This window comes from Tardiphaga sp. P4_G1 (assembly GCF_056401215.1).
This window is the reverse complement of sequence record NZ_JBFUJU010000002.1, coordinates 356,330-371,143: the sequence shown is the minus strand read 5'-3', so window position 1 is coordinate 371,143 and position 14,814 is coordinate 356,330. Positions and strand designations below refer to the sequence as shown.

Sequence of the window (14,814 nt, the reverse complement as noted above, 5' to 3'; positions counted from 1 at the left end):
CACTCCAAAGGCGCGCGGCTGATGCAGCGCAGCAATCGAGGAGCAGGTCGAGACTTGCTGACAGAGTTTCTGGCCGACAGAGTTTACGGGGTTAACCCATGCGCGTTCTGATCGTCGATGATCACCCCATCGTCACATCGGGCTGCCGCGCGGTGTTCGCGGACGATCCGGAGATCGAACTGCTGGAAGCGTCCGATGCCGCCAGTGGGGAGCAGGTTTTCCTGACCGGGGACCCCGATATCTGCATCATCGACATCAATCTGCCGACCGTTTCCGGATATGAACTGGCGCGGCGCATCCTGCTGCGCGACGATACGATGCGCATCATCATGTTCAGCATGAATGACGACCCGATCTTCGCGGCCCGCGCGATCGAGAGTGGCGCCAAGGGCTATGTCTCCAAGACCGGCGACCCACACGACCTCCTGGAGGCGGTCTATGAGGTTGCGCGCGGCGGCGTGTATCTCCCGCCGGCGATGGCGCGAAGCCTTGCTTTTGCCGGACCTGCGCTGACGCAAAGTCCGCTGTCGAAGCTGAATTCGCGCGAGATGGAGATCCTGCGACTGCTCGGTGCCGGCAAGAGCCTCGCCGAGATTGCATGGATGGTTCACGCCTCCTACAAGACGGTCGCCAATACATCGTCACTCATGCGGCAAAAGCTCGGCGTCCGCAGCTCGGTCGAACTGGTCCGCTTCGCCATCGAGCGTGGCATCGCCTGACCGGGCGTTCCTGACCAGACGTCACTTGTTTCGGCGATGTCGCATCGCTGCCGCATCCAACCTGTAAAGTCATGACCATGCAGACAGTTTCGCTCAATCGATCATATGGCGGCACACAGGGTGTCTACAAACACGCCAGTCGCGCGACCGGAACTGACATGACATTTTCGGTCTATGTGCCGCCGCATCAGGATGGCGCCAGGCTGCCTGTGGTCTGGTATCTCTCGGGCCTCACCTGCACCCACGCCAATGTCACCGAAAAGGGCGACTTTCGCGCCGCATGCGCCGAACTGGGGCTGATCTTCATTGCGCCGGACACCAGCCCGCGCGGTGCCGATGTTCCCGGTGACGCCGACAATGCCTATGACTTCGGGCTGGGCGCCGGCTTCTATGTCGATGCCACCCAGGAGCCGTATGCGCGCAACTATCGCATGTGGAGTTATGTGACCGAGGAGCTGCCGCAGCTCGTGGCCGACCAATTCCCCATCGATAGCAGTCGTCAGTCGATCCTCGGCCATTCCATGGGCGGGCATGGCGCGCTGACCATTGCGCTGCGTCATCCTGATCGCTACCGCGCGGCCAGCGCTTTCGCGCCGATCGTGGCGCCGTCGCAAGTGCCGTGGGGAATCAAGGCGCTGCGCGGCTATCTCGGCGACGACAAGTCTGCCTGGCGAAAGCACGATGCGGTTGCCCTGATTGAGGACGGCGCGCGATTCCCCGAATTTCTGGTCGATCAGGGCGACGCCGACAATTTTCTGGCCGAACAATTGCGGCCCGAACTGTTGCAGAGCGCCTGCGACAAGGCAGGCATTCCGCTGACGCTGCGCCACCAGCCCGGCTACGATCACAGCTACTATTTCATCTCGACCTTCATGGCCGATCATCTGCGCTGGCACGCGGCGCGCCTCAAAGGGTGAGCAGCGGCTTGCGTTACTGCGGCTGCGGGGCGCCGTAATTCGGTGCGAGCAGGCGGTTGCGCACCAGATAGCTCGTCGCGCGCGACCAGCTTTCATCGGTGTTGCCACGCAGGTCAGCGCTCATCGTGGCGACCAGCCGCCCGGTGTGAACATTTCGCAGAGTGATGTTCATATTGAGGATCAGGTTCGAGACCTTCTGTACGAGCCCCGTAATGACGAGGTCGGCACCGATCTGCTGCGCGAGTTGTACGTCACAGCCTCCGCATGCCTGCAAGTTCCGGCCTTGCGCCGCAACATTGAGTGATGACATGTCCAGCAGCTCGAAACGGCCGGACTGTTTCATCTCCTCGCGAAGCTGGTCGGCAGCATGGAGCAGTCTTGCCTGCTCGTCGCTGCGCCGTCCCCTCACCTCGCCTTCGAGGCTCGTATCCAGCCATTCGAAATTGAATACCGCCACTTTAGGCGCTGCGGCGTGAGCCGTCGCTGTCATCATCAGTAACAGCACGGTGATCGATAGGGCTCTCATCGCGGACCTCGCATCATTAAAATGCAACGCGTCGGCAGAATCCGAGGTTGCAAGCTACGATAATTGGTTCATGTTTCAAGCACGAGACCCTTTACCAGCGCCAAGCCGGGAAGGAGTAGCCGGAGGGAACATGATACGGTGGTTGATCGGCGCGATCAGTCTCTGCGCCGTGACGTCGTCTGCGTTGGCGGCCGAACCGCTGACGATCAGCATCGGTTATCTCGGTCAGGCCGGTATCAAGGCAACTCTTTCGCTGGTCGAATTACCGTCCGAGAACGATGGCATCGCCGGCGCGCGGCTCGCCATCGAGGACAACAACACCACGGGCAAGTTCCTGAAGCAGCAGTTCGGGCTGGACGAGGTCCGTGTGAAGGGCGGTGACGATGTCGCCGGAGCCGCACGCGATCTCGCTCGCCGCAGCACCTTCATCATTGCCGACCTGCCGCCCGATGCATTGCTGCAGGCGGCCGACGCGGTGCGTGACCGCGGCGGCATCCTGTTCAATGTGGGTGCCACCGACGATCGGCTGCGCGAGGCGGACTGCCGTGCCAATGTGATCCATATCGCGCCGACGCGATCGATGCTGGCGGATGCGCTGGCGCAGTATCTGGTGTGGAAGCAGTGGAAACGCTGGCTGCTCGTGGTCGGCTCGCATGACGACGATCGGCTTGAAGCCGACGCCTATCGCCGTGCCGCCGCACGGTTCGGCGCAAAGATCGTGCAGGAACGTGTCTTCGAAGACACTGGCGGCGCGCGGCGCACCGATAGCGGTGTCACGTTGATCCAGCGCCAGATCCCGGTCTTTACACAACAGGCACCGGCCTATGACGTCATGATCGCCGCCGACGAGAGCGAAGTCTTCGCCTCCTATCTGCCGTATCGCACCTGGGACCCGCGGCCGGTGGCGGGATCGGCGGGGCTGGTGCCGACCAGTTGGCACGCGGCACAGGATCAATGGGGCGCCGTGCAGATCCAGAACCGCTTCACCAAACTGAATGCGCGCCGCATGACAGCGCGCGACATGCAGGCCTGGCTCGCGACCCGCATGATCGGCGAAGCCGCGTCCCGCACCAATTCGGGCGATGGCAAAGCCATTCTGGCGTTTCTGAAGTCGCCCGATTTTTCCATCGCCGGTTTCAAGGGGCAGCGGCTCACGATCCGCGACTGGAACCTGCAGCTACGCCAGCCGATCCTGCTGGTTGACGGGCGCATGGTGATTTCGGTCTCGCCGCAGGAAGGCTTCCTGCATCAGGTCTCGGAGCTCGACACGCTCGGTATAGATCGTCCGGAAAGCAAATGCAGGCTGCAATGATGATGAACAGATCGAAGATGCTGTGTCGTGTCTGGCTGTGTGGAGCGGTGACATGGCTTGCAACAGCGGCGCCTGCATCGGCCTTTCTCGCTTATGTGTCGAACGAGAAGAGCAACACCGTCTCGGTGATCGACACCGACAGCTGGACCGTCACCGCGACCATCAAGGTCGGTCAGCGTCCGCGCGGCATCGAACTGACGCGCGATGGCAAATCGGTACTTGTCGCGGTCGGCGACGACGACACCATCCAGATCATCGACGTCGCCAGCCAGAAGGTGGTCGACTCGCTGCCGTCCGGTCCTGATCCTGAGCTTTTCACCCAGGATGCCGCAGGCAAGGTTCTCTATGTCGCCAACGAGAACGACAACACGGTGACCGTGATCGATCTCGAAAAACGCGTGCGCATGGGCGACGTGCAGGTCGGTGTCGAGCCCGAAGGCATGGCGATCAGCCCTGACGGCAAGATCCTGATCAATACGTCCGAAACCACCAATATGGCGCATTTCATCGACACCGCGACGCGCGAGATCGTGGCCAATGTCCTGGTCGACGCGCGTCCGCGCTTCGCCGAATTCAAGCGCGATGGCTCGGAACTGTGGGTGTCCTCCGAGATCGGCGGCACGGTGTCCGTGATCGATCCCGCCAAGCGGGTCGTGACCGACAAGATCGAGTTCAACATTCCCGGTCTGCGGCGCGAAGCCATTCAGCCGGTCGGCATCGGCATGACCCGGGATGCCAAAATCGCTTTCATCGCGCTCGGCCCCGCCAACCGGATCGCCATCGTCGATGCGGCGACCCACAAGGTGATCAAGTATCTGCTGGTGGGCCAGCGGGTCTGGCACATGGCGTTTACCCCCGACGAGAAATATCTGTTGGTCACCAATGGTGTCTCCAACGATGTTTCGGTCATCGACGTGGCGGCACAAAAGGTCATCAAGACCATTCAGGTCGGCGAATTGCCCTGGGGCGTCGCCATGGCACGGCCATGACCACCATCGACACATCCCGCCCCGAACAGGTCGCGCACGACGCGCCGGAGCCGATTGACGAGCCGGCGGTGACACCCGCTCTGTCGGTCGCAGGCATCGGCCATTGCTATGGTCGTCGGCAGGCGCTGTCGGATGTCTCCTTCAATGTCGCGCCGGCGAGTTTCACGGCTCTGCTCGGCCTCAATGGCGCGGGCAAGAGTACGCTGATTGCGCTGATCACCCGGTTGTTCGGCATTCAAACTGGACGGATCAGCGTATTCGGCCACGACATCAGCGATACGCCGAGCGATGCCTTGCGGCTGCTTGGCGTGGTGTTTCAACCACGTACGCTCGATCTCGATCTGTCTGTCATGCAGAACCTGCTCTATCATGCGGCACTGCAGGGTATCGCGCGGCGCGAGGCCCGGCTGCGCGGCGACGAGGTGATCGCGCGCATCGGTCTTGCCGACCGGGTGAACAGCCGGGTGCGCGATCTCTCCGGCGGACAGATGCGACGTCTCGAGATCGCCCGCGCACTGCTGCATCGGCCGCGGCTGCTGCTGTTGGACGAAGCGACAGTTGGTCTCGACGTGCAGGCGCGCGCCGATATTCTTGCGCATGTCCGGATGCTGGTCGCGGAACAAGGCATCGGTGTGCTGTGGGCAACTCATCTGTTTGACGAGATTACTGCCAGCGACGATCTCGTCGTGTTGCATCACGGCCACGTGCTCGCGCAAGGTCCCGTGACGCAGATCCTCGGCGAAACCGGCGCTCCCAATTTTGACATGGCTTTCCGGAGCATGACCGAGGCGGCCGACCGGCACGGGAGGTCATCGTGAGTACGACATTCGTCGCGCATGAGCGTCGCAAGCTGGGTTTCGGCAACTATGTCACCTGTCTCAACGGCATCCTGTGGCGGGAGGCGTTGCGCTTCCTGCATCAGCGCGAACGTTTCGTTTCGGCGCTGGTGCGTCCGCTGGTCTGGCTGTTCATTTTCGCCGCCGGCTTTCGGCAGGTGCTTGGCATCTCGATCATCCCGCCTTACGAGACCTATATTCTCTATGAGGTCTATATCGCGCCCGGTCTTATCGCGATGATCCAATTGTTCAATGGCATGCAGTCCTCGTTGTCGATGGTCTATGACCGCGAGATGGGGAATATGCGGACGCTTCTGGTCAGCCCGCTGCCGCGCTGGTTTCTGCTGGTGTGCAAACTGCTGGCCGGGACAGTCGTCTCCCTGCTGCAGGTCTATGCGTTTCTCCTGATCGCCTGGTTCTGGGACATCGCTCCGCCGCTCATTGGCTATCTCACTGTTCTGCCGGCACTGATCCTGTCCGGATTGATGCTGGGATCGCTGGGCATGCTGATCTCGTCGCGCATCAAGCAACTGGAGAATTTTGCGGGGGTTATGAACTTCGTGATCTTCCCGATGTTCTTTGCGTCGTCCGCACTCTATCCTTTGTGGCGCGTGCAGGAGGGCAGCCCGATGCTCTATTATCTCTGCCTGTTCAATCCCTTCACCCATGCGGTCGAACTGATCCGCTTCGCGCTCTATGACAAGGTCAACTGGGTCTCCCTTGCCGTTGTCGCGGGCTGTACCGCCGTATTCATGATCGGTGCAATCATTGCTTACGATCCCGGCCGCGGCCTTGCCCGGCGGGCACCAGCCGGGGGCGAGACATGAACAGACCGATCGGCATCATCACAGCACTCTTGTTGATCTGGTCGGGCACTGCGCAGGCAGCCGATCCGCGTTATCCCGATTGGCCGTGCGTTCAGGCCAAAGTGCCGGAAATCTCGCTGGCTGCCGTCTGGGCCGGACCGCCGATCGACGATGTCGCCAGCGCCTGGAAGGACGACGCCGAGGTCAGCGCGCTGGTCGAACGTCTGGCGACACGGCGCGTACCCGTTGAGGAAGCGCAGAAGGCGATCACGGATTTTCTGTCGCGATCGCCGGACAAGGCCAGGTCAGGCAAACTGATCTTTGCCGGGCTGTTCGACAGTTTGAACGCGCAGCGCGCGACGGTGCTGGCCGGTCTCGAACGCGTCACGCGTAAACAGCGTGAAGCCGCCGACCGGGTCCGCGCCGACACGGCCGCGCTGCAGACATTGCAGAGCGCATCGCCGCCCGATCAGGCGAAGATCGACGAACTCAACAACAAGCTGCTATGGGAAGCCCGCATCTTCGACGACCGGCGCCGCGTCGTCACCTTCGTCTGCGAGGTGCCGACGCTGATCGATCAGCGGCTGTTCGCACTCAGCCGCACCATCCAGCAGGAGATGGAATAATATCGCGCGCCAGGGCGTGGACTCATTAGCCCGTATCCATAGATGGATCGAAGTAAGCTTGATGAAGGCAAATTAGTTGGCGGCGAGCTTGTCACAGCGGGTAGCACTATGTCAGCATTGCTTGATCTCGTTAAAGAACCACTCAATCAAGCTTGGCCAGGACGTCTCGGATGAACGGGTCTTTCGCAGCTAGGTATTGTTGAATACCCGAGGCATTTTCGTGCTCCAGCCTTAGCTTCAACTCCTGATATCTCGAACGGTCCCCTCCATCCCTGCGCAGATGGTCTCGAAATTTCAGCATCCGTCCAATCTGTCGGTGCCCGTCCAGGCAAACATGAAGCTTGTGAGTGCGGATTCCGTTCAAGTCCCGCTTGAAGAAATGGTGGCCCAGCGAGAGGTCGCCTCCACGACGATAGCCTAGTTCCGCCAACGATCGGCTCCAATTTTCCACCCCCCTATCTGACTTCACTACGGCAAGCACGTCAATTTCTCCCTTGGCCGCTAAATCGGGTACAGCGGTGCTGCCCACATGATGAATTTCGATCAGCACGAGACCGAAAATGAGTTTCAACCGCGCCTCTTCTTCGGCGTACTGCTGAGGCCATGTTGGATCATAAGGCTTGATAGGGCTGGTGAGCGACATTCTATATATTAGGCACAAACACGATTTCCGCATAGATCGCACCGAGAGGCAGGAGCTTCGGCCTCGCCGCTAATTATCTTGCCTTCGTCTAGCTTGCATCTATTCGGCTGTGGCTGGCTGCGCGTTATGAGTCCACGCCCTAGTTCGCCGGCGGCCGCGGTTCAGGCTGCGCATCCGCCAACGGTAGATCCTCCAGCTCCCAACCGTCGGTGCCTTCCGGATACCAGACGACATTGCTGTAGCCATAGGACACCGCGCGCTTTGCGGCATTCCAGGACATCCAGCAATCGGCCTGACAGTAGATCACCAGAAGGGCAGCACGGTTGCCGGCCGATGCGCGCGCGAGACCATCCCGCAAATAGGCCTCAGTCTCGGTGGCCAGCCTGCCGTAGCCGGTGTCGGGCAGCCACAGGCTGCCCGGAATGTTGTGCCGCGGTTTGTCGCGCCAGACTGTTTCCGGCGGCAGATTGGCCGGCTTCGGCGGACGCGGCATGACATCAATGAAAGTGCCGCGTTTGTCGCGCCAGATCGCCTCCGCGTCTTTCGTCGTGATGACGCGTCCGCCTTTCAGCGTCGCCGGCACCGGCGTGCGATAATTGTCGGTGCGATAGTCATCGGGCTCGGGGACGATATCCTGGGCCCGGGCCGACGTGACCATCACCAGTGCCATCGCGAGAAGGATGGCGTAACGCATGGTCACGGCGACTTGGCTGCCGCCTCCGGCCCGATCGGACGATTGTTCTCATCGAGAATGGGAACGCCGAAATCGAGCAGGACCTTGTTGATGGCCGGCTGGTTTTCCTGAATCAGCCGGTTGAGCTGCCGCTTCCAATTCTGATCCGCGGAGCGCACGCCCATGCCGATGCGATAGACGAGGCGGGGGCCCGTGGTTTCCTTGACCAGCGGCGTGACATGAAGCGGAGGATTCGCGTTCTTGGCGTAGAAGCCCGCCATAGGCCCCCACAGGATCGCTGCGTCGATATCGCCAGATGTGAGATCTTTGATCATGGCCAGTGCTGATGAATCAATGCGGGTATCGATCACCAACGGATAGGGCTTCGCATTCACCATCAGGCCGTTGACCGCCATATTGGTGGCCGGCGGCGTCCCCGCCACGATGCCGATATGCTTGCTCTTCAACCTGGCGTCATCCAGTGTCGTGACATCATCGAGACCGGCGCCGGTCTTCGACACCAGCGCATAGGCCGTCCGGTAATAGGGATTGGTCCCCTGGACGAGGTCGTCGCCCTGCGGGAAGCCCATGATGACATCGCAACGATGCGCGCCGAGAGTCATGCGAACGAAACCCGTCGCCTGCGGAAAATAGACGTAATCGAGCTTCTTGTTCAGTTTGGCTGCGAACAGCTCGGCGAGCTTGTTCTCCAAACCCTCGCCCTTCTCATTCGAGAACGGCATGTTACGCGGATCGGCGCAAACGCGCAGCGACTGCGGGTCGACCAGCTCGATCGAGAGATCGTCGGTCGCAGCAGTCTGGCTAAGCGCGGTGCATATGCCCTCAAGCAACAGCGCACTCGCAAAGAGCGACGTGAGTAGCGCGCGACGTTTTCCGGATCGTTCCGCTCTGTGGTGCATGCGCTACCTGCCGTTCACATTTGATGGGTGACACGACAAAAACCTAGGCCTCTCGTTTTAAGCGTGCAAGATGCAATGGGGCGCTTCCGATGTTGCGCCGCACTTTCCGGGTGATTGCAGAATCGCTGCTTGCCCCGGAGTGATATGGAGATGCAAATGACATCTCGCTTTGCGATGCATGTAGCGCTCATCATGCTGGCAATGCTCGCATCTGCTCGCGCGCAACAACAGACTTTGGCGATCAGTGAAATCGCGCCAAGCGTCTTCATGCATCAGGGGCGCATCGCCTTGATGTCGTCAGATAATGACGGCGCCATCGCCAATATCGGCGTCGTGATCGGTGATCGGGCGGTTGCCGTGATCGACACCGGGGGCAGCGTGCGGGAAGGGCGACAATTGCTGGCTTCCATTCGCGCACATACAGACAAGCCCATTCGTTACGTCATCAACACCCATGGTCATCCCGATCATATGTTCGGCAACGCCGCCTTCGTCGCTGACGGAACCGAGTTCGTCGGCCATATCAGGCTGCCGCAGGCACTGGCCGTACGCGGGCAGTATTATCTCGACGCATTCAGGCGCAGCATGGGCGACGCGCTGATCGATGACGTCCGTATCGTACCGCCAACCCGGCTTGTCGATGGAGAGCTCGTCCTCGATCTCGGCGGGCGCACACTTATCGTGAAAGCCTGGCCCACCGCCCATAGCGATAGCGACGTCACGGTATTCGACACGGCGACGAAGACGTTGTTCGCTGGAGATCTGGTTTTTCTCCGCCATATTCCCGTGCTCGATGGCAGCATCCAGGCGTGGCTCAAGCTGCTGGACGATCTCGCGGCGCTGCCGGCCGAACGCGTCGTTCCCGGCCATGGTCCGGTGAGCATTTGGCCGCAAGCCCTCGCCGCTGAACGCCGGTATCTCGAAACACTCGCGTCCGGTATCCGGAAGGACGTCATCGATGGCAAACCGATCGCGGAAGCTACGAAACACGCGGCAGAAGCCGAACGCGGCAAATGGGAGCTTTTTGATGATTATAACGTCCGCAACGCAACTGCAGCATACTCACAATTTGAATGGGAATGACTGCCGGTTGGGGTAGTATCAAGCGCGTCGCTTCTTCCCTTGCGAGGGCCGTACCATGCCGGAATTTGCAATCCGCAGCGTCTGTGCCGCCATCCTGCTGAGCGCTTTACTCAGTCCGCATTCTGTGTCCGCGGCCGGTCCGGAGCCTTACGATCCATGGCCGGGGCTGGTGCAGGATATTTTCGACAGCCGACCGATGGAAGACGGCAGCAACCTGATCGCACTCGAAATGCCGACGCGCGCGGAGGATGCCGCGATCGTGCCGGTGACGTTGCGCCTCAAGCCGATATTCGACGCGCGCCCGCGGGTGGTGACGATCACACTGGTGATCGACCAGAACCCGGCGCCCATGGCGGCGAAATTCAAGCTCGGAGCGGACGCAAATGTCTCGGAGATTTCCACCCGTGTTCGAATCAACAATTACACCAACGTCCATGCCGTCGCGGAGACCAGTGACGGCAAACTCCATGTGGTGCAAACCTATGTGAAGGCATCCGGTGGCTGCTCTGCGCCTGCGGCGAAGAATGCCGAAGAGGCCAAGAGCCGGTTGGGCCAGATGCGCTACAGGGAGTTTGCCGGAGCGCAAAACGAGGAAAAAAGCGGTACGCGCGAGGCGCAGGTCATGATCGGCCACCCCAATAATTCCGGCCTGCAGATGGATCAGGTCTCGCAACTCTATATTCCGGCCCTCTATGTCGACCGGCTCCAGCTTTGGCAGGACAACAGCCCGGTCCTGTCGGTGGAGGGCGGGATCTCGATCTCCGAAGACCCGAATATTCGATTCACTTACGTCTCAAATGGCGCAAAGACGTTCCGCGCCGAGGCCAAGGACACCGATGGACATCAGTTCAGGCATGAGTGGAAGGTCAATGGCTCCGGCATGTAACGCAGCGCATCATGCAGAGCATAGCGCTAGAAGCAGCGCACTTCAGCCTCGGCCTGGGCACGCCTGACGTCATTGATGGCGCTGTTAGCCTGTTCCGAGGTCCGGAACTGGGCGCTCAGATTGCCGCGCACCTGCGACATGCTCAGCGCCGTTTCCGCCGTAATGTAGCGGGTATAGGGCACCAGCGACGCCACGACATCGATCGAGCATGAGCATTGCTCGATCGATTGCCGGGTCTCGCCATTCGCTTTCATGCAGCCAAACACATACTCGGCGCGGGCGGAGGTTGGATAGTCGTTGACCTCCGCCGCCCTTGCCGACCCCGACAAAACGGTAACGGCCGCAAACGCGACGAGATATCCTGTCATTCGATCGGGTCCCACGAGAGCCTCGCAAAGCTGGCGAAGACGACTGGCAAACTATACTAAGAAAACGAAACGGCTCAATAAGCCGAACAGATATGGAGGGGACATGTCACGCGCATCTCTATCGATGGCTGTCATACTGCTGCTCATCGCAGGCCATGCTCATGCCCAGGGCAAAGCCGGCAAGGGCATCCGGCTCTGGAACCTGACGACATCAACCATTACCGGGTTCCAGCTATCTCCAGCTGGAAAGCAGCAATGGAGCGCCAACCTGACATTGGCGGACAAGGATAAGGAAGTCGATCACGACGAGCGGCTGCGCATCACGGGGATAGAGCCCGGCAGTTACGACGCCAAGGTCAGCTATTCCGAGGCGCGCCAGTGCGTGGTCAGGAATATCGAGATCAAGGCCGATGCGGTATTCTCGATTGCGGACAAGGACCTGCAGGACTGCAACAAGTAACGATCATGCCTTGTCATGGCTATGCGGATATTCGCAGCGCCATTTCACCGCGGTCCATTTCGGGTGTTCGCCGACCCACTGGGCGATGTAGGGCGGCGCTGCCATGGCGCATTGATGCAGCGAGAAGTCTGCCGTGAACGACAGGTTTCGCTCTTCGCAGGTGTTCGGCGACATTACCGCGCAGACTGTCAGGACCAGATTGATCATATTCATGTCGGCATCCCAGATCGTTCACCGGACGATAACATCTGAAATACGCGCCCGTCAGCGCGAAGTTTCGGCGATTTCCAGGCTAAAAATTGATCCCATAAACCAGACGGGCCTGGTGACGCTCAAAACTGACCAGATCCAGCGACGATCCCGGCACCTCGGAGCGGCCCCATACCTGCGTGCTCCAGCTTGCGGTCAGCCGTGATCGCTCCGAAAGCTGGACATAGGCCGTTGGCCCGACGAACAGCGCCTGACCAGCCAGTTCGCCAAGGCCGATCCCTTCATATCGGCGCATATAGCGCGCTTCGCCGCCGAGAAGGATGCCGGGGCGCACCTGCATCATGACGCCGAGCGCCGCTCCGATGCTCGCCTCGCGTTCCCGCGTTCCGGTATCGACATAGCGCGTCCATTCCGGCTGATAGATCAGATTGAGTGCCGCAACAGCAACGTCAGGGACGATCTCTCGATCGAAGGCCAGCGTCAGCCCAGTGCCGTAGCTCCTGACCCGCGCTGCGCTCGTTTCGTCGATCCCGTTGAACTGCGCGTCGATCGCGAGCGTCATGCCGACGGGGGCCGTCTCGCGATCAAGAAATCTGTAGCGAAAGTCCAGCGATGCCCCCTGCCAGGCCAGCGTGCGCTGATCGGCGAATCCGGGAACACCAGTGATCCGATGGGCTGAGAAACTGCTGCCGATCTCGATGCGGATGTCCTTGGCGGGAACGAACTCCAGTTCGAATTCTTGCTCGCCCGCGCGATAGCGACCGCCGGATTTGCCGAATCGCCCGGTCGTCTCGCTCTGGAATTCCCGCTCGCCCACCCGGCCGACGTCACTGCCGATCATGAAGCCGAAAATATGCTCGGTATCGATGTCACCGGCCTGTGCGCGCGGCACGGCCAGCGTGCTGAATGCAAGAATCGCCGCGTAGACTGTCCTGACGCCGCGCTGCACCTGCATCCAATCCTGTCATCGAAGAGAGGCGTATATATTATATATAGAGATAATGCACCGCGCGAGCCTAGCCGAAATTGGCTCAGCCGCGAAGACGTCCTGCGATTGACTTGAACATCGCATCAGGATCGGCATGCTATACGCATGCGGCGCGCCGTTAGTGCCAATAGTCAGGGAAGGATATGTCCATGGCGAGACTCCTGGTCCTCTACAAAACACCGAAGAAGCCCGCAGCCTTCGACAAATACTATCAATCTGTACATATCCCGCTGGCAAAGAAGATTCCGGGGCTGAGACACTATGGTGTCAGCACAGGGGGCGTCACAACGCCGACGGGAGACAGCGATATTCATCTGGTCGCGGCGCTGGATTTCGAAACGGTTGCGGCGCTCAAGCTTGGCCTGGCCTCGCCGGAAGGGCAGGCTGCAGCAGGCGATCTCGCGAATTTTGCGGATGGCGGCGTAGATCTTCTGATCTTCGACACGAAGGACGTCTGACAGCCGCAACGCGCGTTCATCGGCCTCTGCCCGGCTCACAAACCGCAGTCTGCGAGCCGGGAGAGATCGATTAAGACGATCAATCTGTCACTTACGGGCCGCGCAGGCGTACATGTTGATTTCCATGCCGACCTGCACTTCCACGATCTTCGGAGTCTTCCAGCTCATCTTGGTCTCCTCAGAGTTTGCGCGATGATTGCGCCGCCGCACGATAAGCAGTGAGGCGGCGTCTTTCAACTTAACTCCTCAGGTTGCGGCGCAAAATGTGCAGGCAACCGAAGTGTAACTACACTTCCTCGGTGAGAGCAGGCCGCTGATGGCCGTGATGCGCCTTGTGTATCGCGGATGGAGCCACGCCAAAATATTTCCGGAACACGCGACTGAAGTGCGAGGAACTTGAGAAGCCCCAGGAAAATGCGACGTCCGTGATCGTCTTTCCGTTCTGCGCTTCCAGTTCCTGCCGGCAATTCTGCAGACGCGCTTGCCAGATATAGTCGCTGACGGTTATCCCGCGGTCGCTGAACAGCATATGCAGATAACGTTTGGTGCAGTGCAGTGCAGACGAAATCTGATCGATGCTGAGCTCGGGGTCCCGCAAGTGTTCCCGAATGAAACCCTGCGCACGGACATACATGGCTTCCGGACCGACACGATCGAGCGTCATGTCGACTTCCCGCAACGGCAACAGCAACAGATCAATCAGTGAATCGGCAACACCGATGGCACTATTTGGCGATAGTCTGGTCGCTTCGTGGAAGGCGGCCTGTACAAATTCGTGTGCGATGCGCCCGGTGCCGGCGCGCGCCGACAGCTTACAAGCGGCCAGATTTCCCGCTCCGAGGCCGCGCTCATGCAGCAACTCCTTGGGCACGATCACGACGTCATGGCGTGTAAAGGCCGGGCTGACGATGGTATGCGGGCACGACACATCGTAGACGAGGCAATCGCCGGGCCCGATATCGATCCGGCGACTGTCCTGTTCGAAATGCGAGACGCCATAAGTTTGGAACACAATCTTTACGTATGGATGATCGCTTTGCCGAATTCGCGGGGCAGCGTGGCCGATTCGATGCTGACTTGCCTCGATGTGACACAATTTCAGCCGCGAAACCGATGTGCAGCTGATCAGTGCATCGAATGTGGATGCTTCCAGCGGATCGATGTCAAAACGCCCGCACAGATCGGTCAGGGCATCTGACCAAACCTGGATCTGCCTTGTCGGCGTCAATCCGGATGTGCTGAGAGAACTAAGCGTATCGGACATGAACAATTCACCGATGAAAGGTCATCACGTAACAATTCGTCACGAGACGGAACTATACTTACAGAACGAAGCACATATCGAACGAAGCACATATGGAAAAATGTGCGAAACAATATGTAACGGCACAGCC

The 14,814-nt window shown here is 60.0% G+C and carries 20 protein-coding genes; 11 read left to right on the top strand and 9 right to left on the bottom strand.

What is annotated here, in order from left to right; genetic code table 11:
* Window positions 1-98 precede the first annotated feature (98 nt).
* Both AC1DUY_RS05875 and fghA read left to right on the top strand, forming a co-directional pair.
* Complete coding sequence (locus AC1DUY_RS05875) at window positions 99-719, top strand: response regulator transcription factor (RefSeq protein ID WP_068734560.1); 621 nt, start codon at window positions 99-101, stop codon at window positions 717-719.
* Between the two features lie 71 nt (window positions 720-790).
* The gene (gene fghA, locus AC1DUY_RS05870) at window positions 791-1,636 is read left to right on the top strand and encodes an S-formylglutathione hydrolase (RefSeq protein WP_478112957.1); all 846 of its coding nucleotides are present in this window, start codon (window positions 791-793) and stop codon (window positions 1,634-1,636) included.
* 13 nt (window positions 1,637-1,649) lie between these two features.
* Here the strand turns inward: fghA and AC1DUY_RS05865 are convergent, their stop codons facing one another.
* Window positions 1,650-2,129 (bottom strand): DUF3280 domain-containing protein, encoded by a 480-nt coding sequence (locus tag AC1DUY_RS05865; RefSeq protein ID WP_478112955.1) that lies wholly within the window; start codon window positions 2,127-2,129, stop codon window positions 1,650-1,652.
* Window positions 2,130-2,292: 163 nt separating this feature from the next.
* On the opposite strand from AC1DUY_RS05865, the gene AC1DUY_RS05860 reads away from it, so the two are divergent.
* Genes AC1DUY_RS05860 through AC1DUY_RS05840 form a run of 5 tightly spaced genes read left to right on the top strand, consistent with a single transcriptional unit; the run spans window position 2,293 to window position 6,731 of the window.
* Window positions 2,293-3,474: an ABC transporter substrate-binding protein gene (locus AC1DUY_RS05860; protein WP_478112953.1), complete on the top strand. Its 1,182-nt coding sequence runs from the start codon at window positions 2,293-2,295 to the stop codon at window positions 3,472-3,474.
* A complete protein-coding gene (locus AC1DUY_RS05855) occupies window positions 3,471-4,463 on the top strand; it encodes a YVTN family beta-propeller repeat protein (RefSeq protein WP_478112951.1) in 993 nt (330 codons plus the stop codon). Before AC1DUY_RS05860 ends, AC1DUY_RS05855 begins: the two co-directional genes overlap by 4 nt.
* Window positions 4,460-5,281 carry an ABC transporter ATP-binding protein gene (locus tag AC1DUY_RS05850; RefSeq protein ID WP_478112949.1) on the top strand — a complete coding sequence of 274 codons (822 nt, stop codon included), beginning with the start codon at window positions 4,460-4,462 and terminating at the stop codon, window positions 5,279-5,281. The genes AC1DUY_RS05855 and AC1DUY_RS05850 overlap by 4 nt, the downstream gene beginning before the upstream one ends.
* Window positions 5,278-6,126 carry an ABC transporter permease gene (locus AC1DUY_RS05845; RefSeq protein ID WP_478112947.1) on the top strand — a complete coding sequence of 283 codons (849 nt, stop codon included), beginning with the start codon at window positions 5,278-5,280 and terminating at the stop codon, window positions 6,124-6,126. Before AC1DUY_RS05850 ends, AC1DUY_RS05845 begins: the two co-directional genes overlap by 4 nt.
* Complete coding sequence (locus AC1DUY_RS05840; RefSeq protein WP_478112945.1) at window positions 6,123-6,731, top strand: hypothetical protein; 609 nt, start codon at window positions 6,123-6,125, stop codon at window positions 6,729-6,731. The genes AC1DUY_RS05845 and AC1DUY_RS05840 overlap by 4 nt, the downstream gene beginning before the upstream one ends.
* A 142-nt stretch (window positions 6,732-6,873) precedes the next feature.
* Here AC1DUY_RS05840 and AC1DUY_RS05835 read toward each other — a convergent pair whose 3' ends face one another.
* The 3 genes from AC1DUY_RS05835 to AC1DUY_RS05825 all read right to left on the bottom strand — a co-directional run bounded on the left by AC1DUY_RS05835 (window position 6,874) and on the right by AC1DUY_RS05825 (window position 8,967).
* Window positions 6,874-7,374 (bottom strand): GrpB family protein, encoded by a 501-nt coding sequence (locus AC1DUY_RS05835; RefSeq protein WP_478112943.1) that lies wholly within the window; start codon window positions 7,372-7,374, stop codon window positions 6,874-6,876.
* 139 nt (window positions 7,375-7,513) lie between these two features.
* Window positions 7,514-8,068: a PQQ-dependent catabolism-associated CXXCW motif protein gene (locus tag AC1DUY_RS05830; RefSeq protein WP_478113378.1), complete on the bottom strand. Its 555-nt coding sequence runs from the start codon at window positions 8,066-8,068 to the stop codon at window positions 7,514-7,516.
* A 2-nt stretch (window positions 8,069-8,070) separates the two neighbouring features.
* On the bottom strand, window positions 8,071-8,967 hold the full coding sequence (locus AC1DUY_RS05825) for a substrate-binding domain-containing protein (RefSeq protein WP_478112941.1): 897 nt from the start codon (window positions 8,965-8,967) through the stop codon (window positions 8,071-8,073).
* Window positions 8,968-9,123: 156 nt separating this feature from the next.
* Between AC1DUY_RS05825 and AC1DUY_RS05820 the strand changes: the two genes are divergently transcribed.
* Both AC1DUY_RS05820 and AC1DUY_RS05815 read left to right on the top strand, forming a co-directional pair.
* Complete coding sequence (locus AC1DUY_RS05820) at window positions 9,124-10,050, top strand: quinoprotein relay system zinc metallohydrolase 2 (RefSeq protein ID WP_478112939.1); 927 nt, start codon at window positions 9,124-9,126, stop codon at window positions 10,048-10,050.
* A 55-nt stretch (window positions 10,051-10,105) separates the two neighbouring features.
* Window positions 10,106-10,936, top strand: a complete 831-nt coding sequence (locus AC1DUY_RS05815; protein ID WP_478112937.1) for a quinoprotein dehydrogenase-associated SoxYZ-like carrier — start codon at window positions 10,106-10,108, stop codon at window positions 10,934-10,936.
* A 26-nt stretch (window positions 10,937-10,962) separates the two neighbouring features.
* Here AC1DUY_RS05815 and AC1DUY_RS05810 read toward each other — a convergent pair whose 3' ends face one another.
* Window positions 10,963-11,304 (bottom strand): hypothetical protein, encoded by a 342-nt coding sequence (locus tag AC1DUY_RS05810; protein WP_175366352.1) that lies wholly within the window; start codon window positions 11,302-11,304, stop codon window positions 10,963-10,965.
* 103 nt (window positions 11,305-11,407) lie between these two features.
* Between AC1DUY_RS05810 and AC1DUY_RS05805 the strand changes: the two genes are divergently transcribed.
* Complete coding sequence (locus AC1DUY_RS05805) at window positions 11,408-11,764, top strand: hypothetical protein (protein ID WP_089266005.1); 357 nt, start codon at window positions 11,408-11,410, stop codon at window positions 11,762-11,764.
* A 3-nt stretch (window positions 11,765-11,767) separates the two neighbouring features.
* On the opposite strand, the gene AC1DUY_RS05800 is transcribed toward AC1DUY_RS05805, so the two are convergent.
* Together AC1DUY_RS05800 and AC1DUY_RS05795 are read right to left on the bottom strand one after the other, a co-directional pair.
* Window positions 11,768-11,977, bottom strand: coding sequence for a hypothetical protein (locus tag AC1DUY_RS05800; protein WP_478112935.1), 210 nt, complete (start codon window positions 11,975-11,977; stop codon window positions 11,768-11,770).
* Window positions 11,978-12,056: 79 nt separating this feature from the next.
* Window positions 12,057-12,929: a hypothetical protein gene (locus tag AC1DUY_RS05795; protein ID WP_478112933.1), complete on the bottom strand. Its 873-nt coding sequence runs from the start codon at window positions 12,927-12,929 to the stop codon at window positions 12,057-12,059.
* Window positions 12,930-13,111: 182 nt separating this feature from the next.
* Here AC1DUY_RS05795 and AC1DUY_RS05790 point away from each other — a divergent pair, with 182 nt between their 5' ends.
* The gene (locus AC1DUY_RS05790; protein WP_175366351.1) at window positions 13,112-13,420 is read left to right on the top strand and encodes an EthD family reductase; all 309 of its coding nucleotides are present in this window, start codon (window positions 13,112-13,114) and stop codon (window positions 13,418-13,420) included.
* 87 nt (window positions 13,421-13,507) lie between these two features.
* On the opposite strand, the gene pqqA is transcribed toward AC1DUY_RS05790, so the two are convergent.
* Both pqqA and AC1DUY_RS05780 read right to left on the bottom strand, forming a co-directional pair.
* A complete protein-coding gene (gene pqqA / locus AC1DUY_RS05785; protein ID WP_081421972.1) occupies window positions 13,508-13,588 on the bottom strand; it encodes a pyrroloquinoline quinone precursor peptide PqqA in 81 nt (26 codons plus the stop codon).
* 118 nt (window positions 13,589-13,706) lie between these two features.
* Window positions 13,707-14,684 carry a helix-turn-helix domain-containing protein gene (locus AC1DUY_RS05780; RefSeq protein WP_170849575.1) on the bottom strand — a complete coding sequence of 326 codons (978 nt, stop codon included), beginning with the start codon at window positions 14,682-14,684 and terminating at the stop codon, window positions 13,707-13,709.
* Between the last annotated feature and the right edge of the window lie 130 nt (window positions 14,685-14,814).

Coding starts and splice junctions, on each gene's coding strand:
- AC1DUY_RS05850 (WP_478112949.1), top strand. CDS start 4,460: ATGACCACCATCGACACATCCCGCCCCGAACAGGTCGCGCACGACGCG.
- AC1DUY_RS05810 (WP_175366352.1), bottom strand. CDS start 11,304: ATGACAGGATATCTCGTCGCGTTTGCGGCCGTTACCGTTTTGTCGGGG.
- AC1DUY_RS05815 (WP_478112937.1), top strand. CDS start 10,106: ATGCCGGAATTTGCAATCCGCAGCGTCTGTGCCGCCATCCTGCTGAGC.
- AC1DUY_RS05840 (WP_478112945.1), top strand. CDS start 6,123: ATGAACAGACCGATCGGCATCATCACAGCACTCTTGTTGATCTGGTCG.
- AC1DUY_RS05820 (WP_478112939.1), top strand. CDS start 9,124: ATGACATCTCGCTTTGCGATGCATGTAGCGCTCATCATGCTGGCAATG.
- AC1DUY_RS05780 (WP_170849575.1), bottom strand. CDS start 14,684: ATGTCCGATACGCTTAGTTCTCTCAGCACATCCGGATTGACGCCGACA.
- AC1DUY_RS05805 (WP_089266005.1), top strand. CDS start 11,408: ATGTCACGCGCATCTCTATCGATGGCTGTCATACTGCTGCTCATCGCA.
- AC1DUY_RS05795 (WP_478112933.1), bottom strand. CDS start 12,929: ATGCAGGTGCAGCGCGGCGTCAGGACAGTCTACGCGGCGATTCTTGCA.
- AC1DUY_RS05835 (WP_478112943.1), bottom strand. CDS start 7,374: ATGTCGCTCACCAGCCCTATCAAGCCTTATGATCCAACATGGCCTCAG.
- AC1DUY_RS05825 (WP_478112941.1), bottom strand. CDS start 8,967: ATGCACCACAGAGCGGAACGATCCGGAAAACGTCGCGCGCTACTCACG.
- AC1DUY_RS05800 (WP_478112935.1), bottom strand. CDS start 11,977: ATGAATATGATCAATCTGGTCCTGACAGTCTGCGCGGTAATGTCGCCG.
- AC1DUY_RS05860 (WP_478112953.1), top strand. CDS start 2,293: ATGATACGGTGGTTGATCGGCGCGATCAGTCTCTGCGCCGTGACGTCG.
- AC1DUY_RS05790 (WP_175366351.1), top strand. CDS start 13,112: ATGGCGAGACTCCTGGTCCTCTACAAAACACCGAAGAAGCCCGCAGCC.
- AC1DUY_RS05865 (WP_478112955.1), bottom strand. CDS start 2,129: ATGATGACAGCGACGGCTCACGCCGCAGCGCCTAAAGTGGCGGTATTC.
- fghA (WP_478112957.1), top strand. CDS start 791: ATGACCATGCAGACAGTTTCGCTCAATCGATCATATGGCGGCACACAG.
- pqqA (WP_081421972.1), bottom strand. CDS start 13,588: ATGAGCTGGAAGACTCCGAAGATCGTGGAAGTGCAGGTCGGCATGGAA.
- AC1DUY_RS05830 (WP_478113378.1), bottom strand. CDS start 8,068: ATGCGTTACGCCATCCTTCTCGCGATGGCACTGGTGATGGTCACGTCG.
- AC1DUY_RS05875 (WP_068734560.1), top strand. CDS start 99: ATGCGCGTTCTGATCGTCGATGATCACCCCATCGTCACATCGGGCTGC.
- AC1DUY_RS05855 (WP_478112951.1), top strand. CDS start 3,471: ATGATGATGAACAGATCGAAGATGCTGTGTCGTGTCTGGCTGTGTGGA.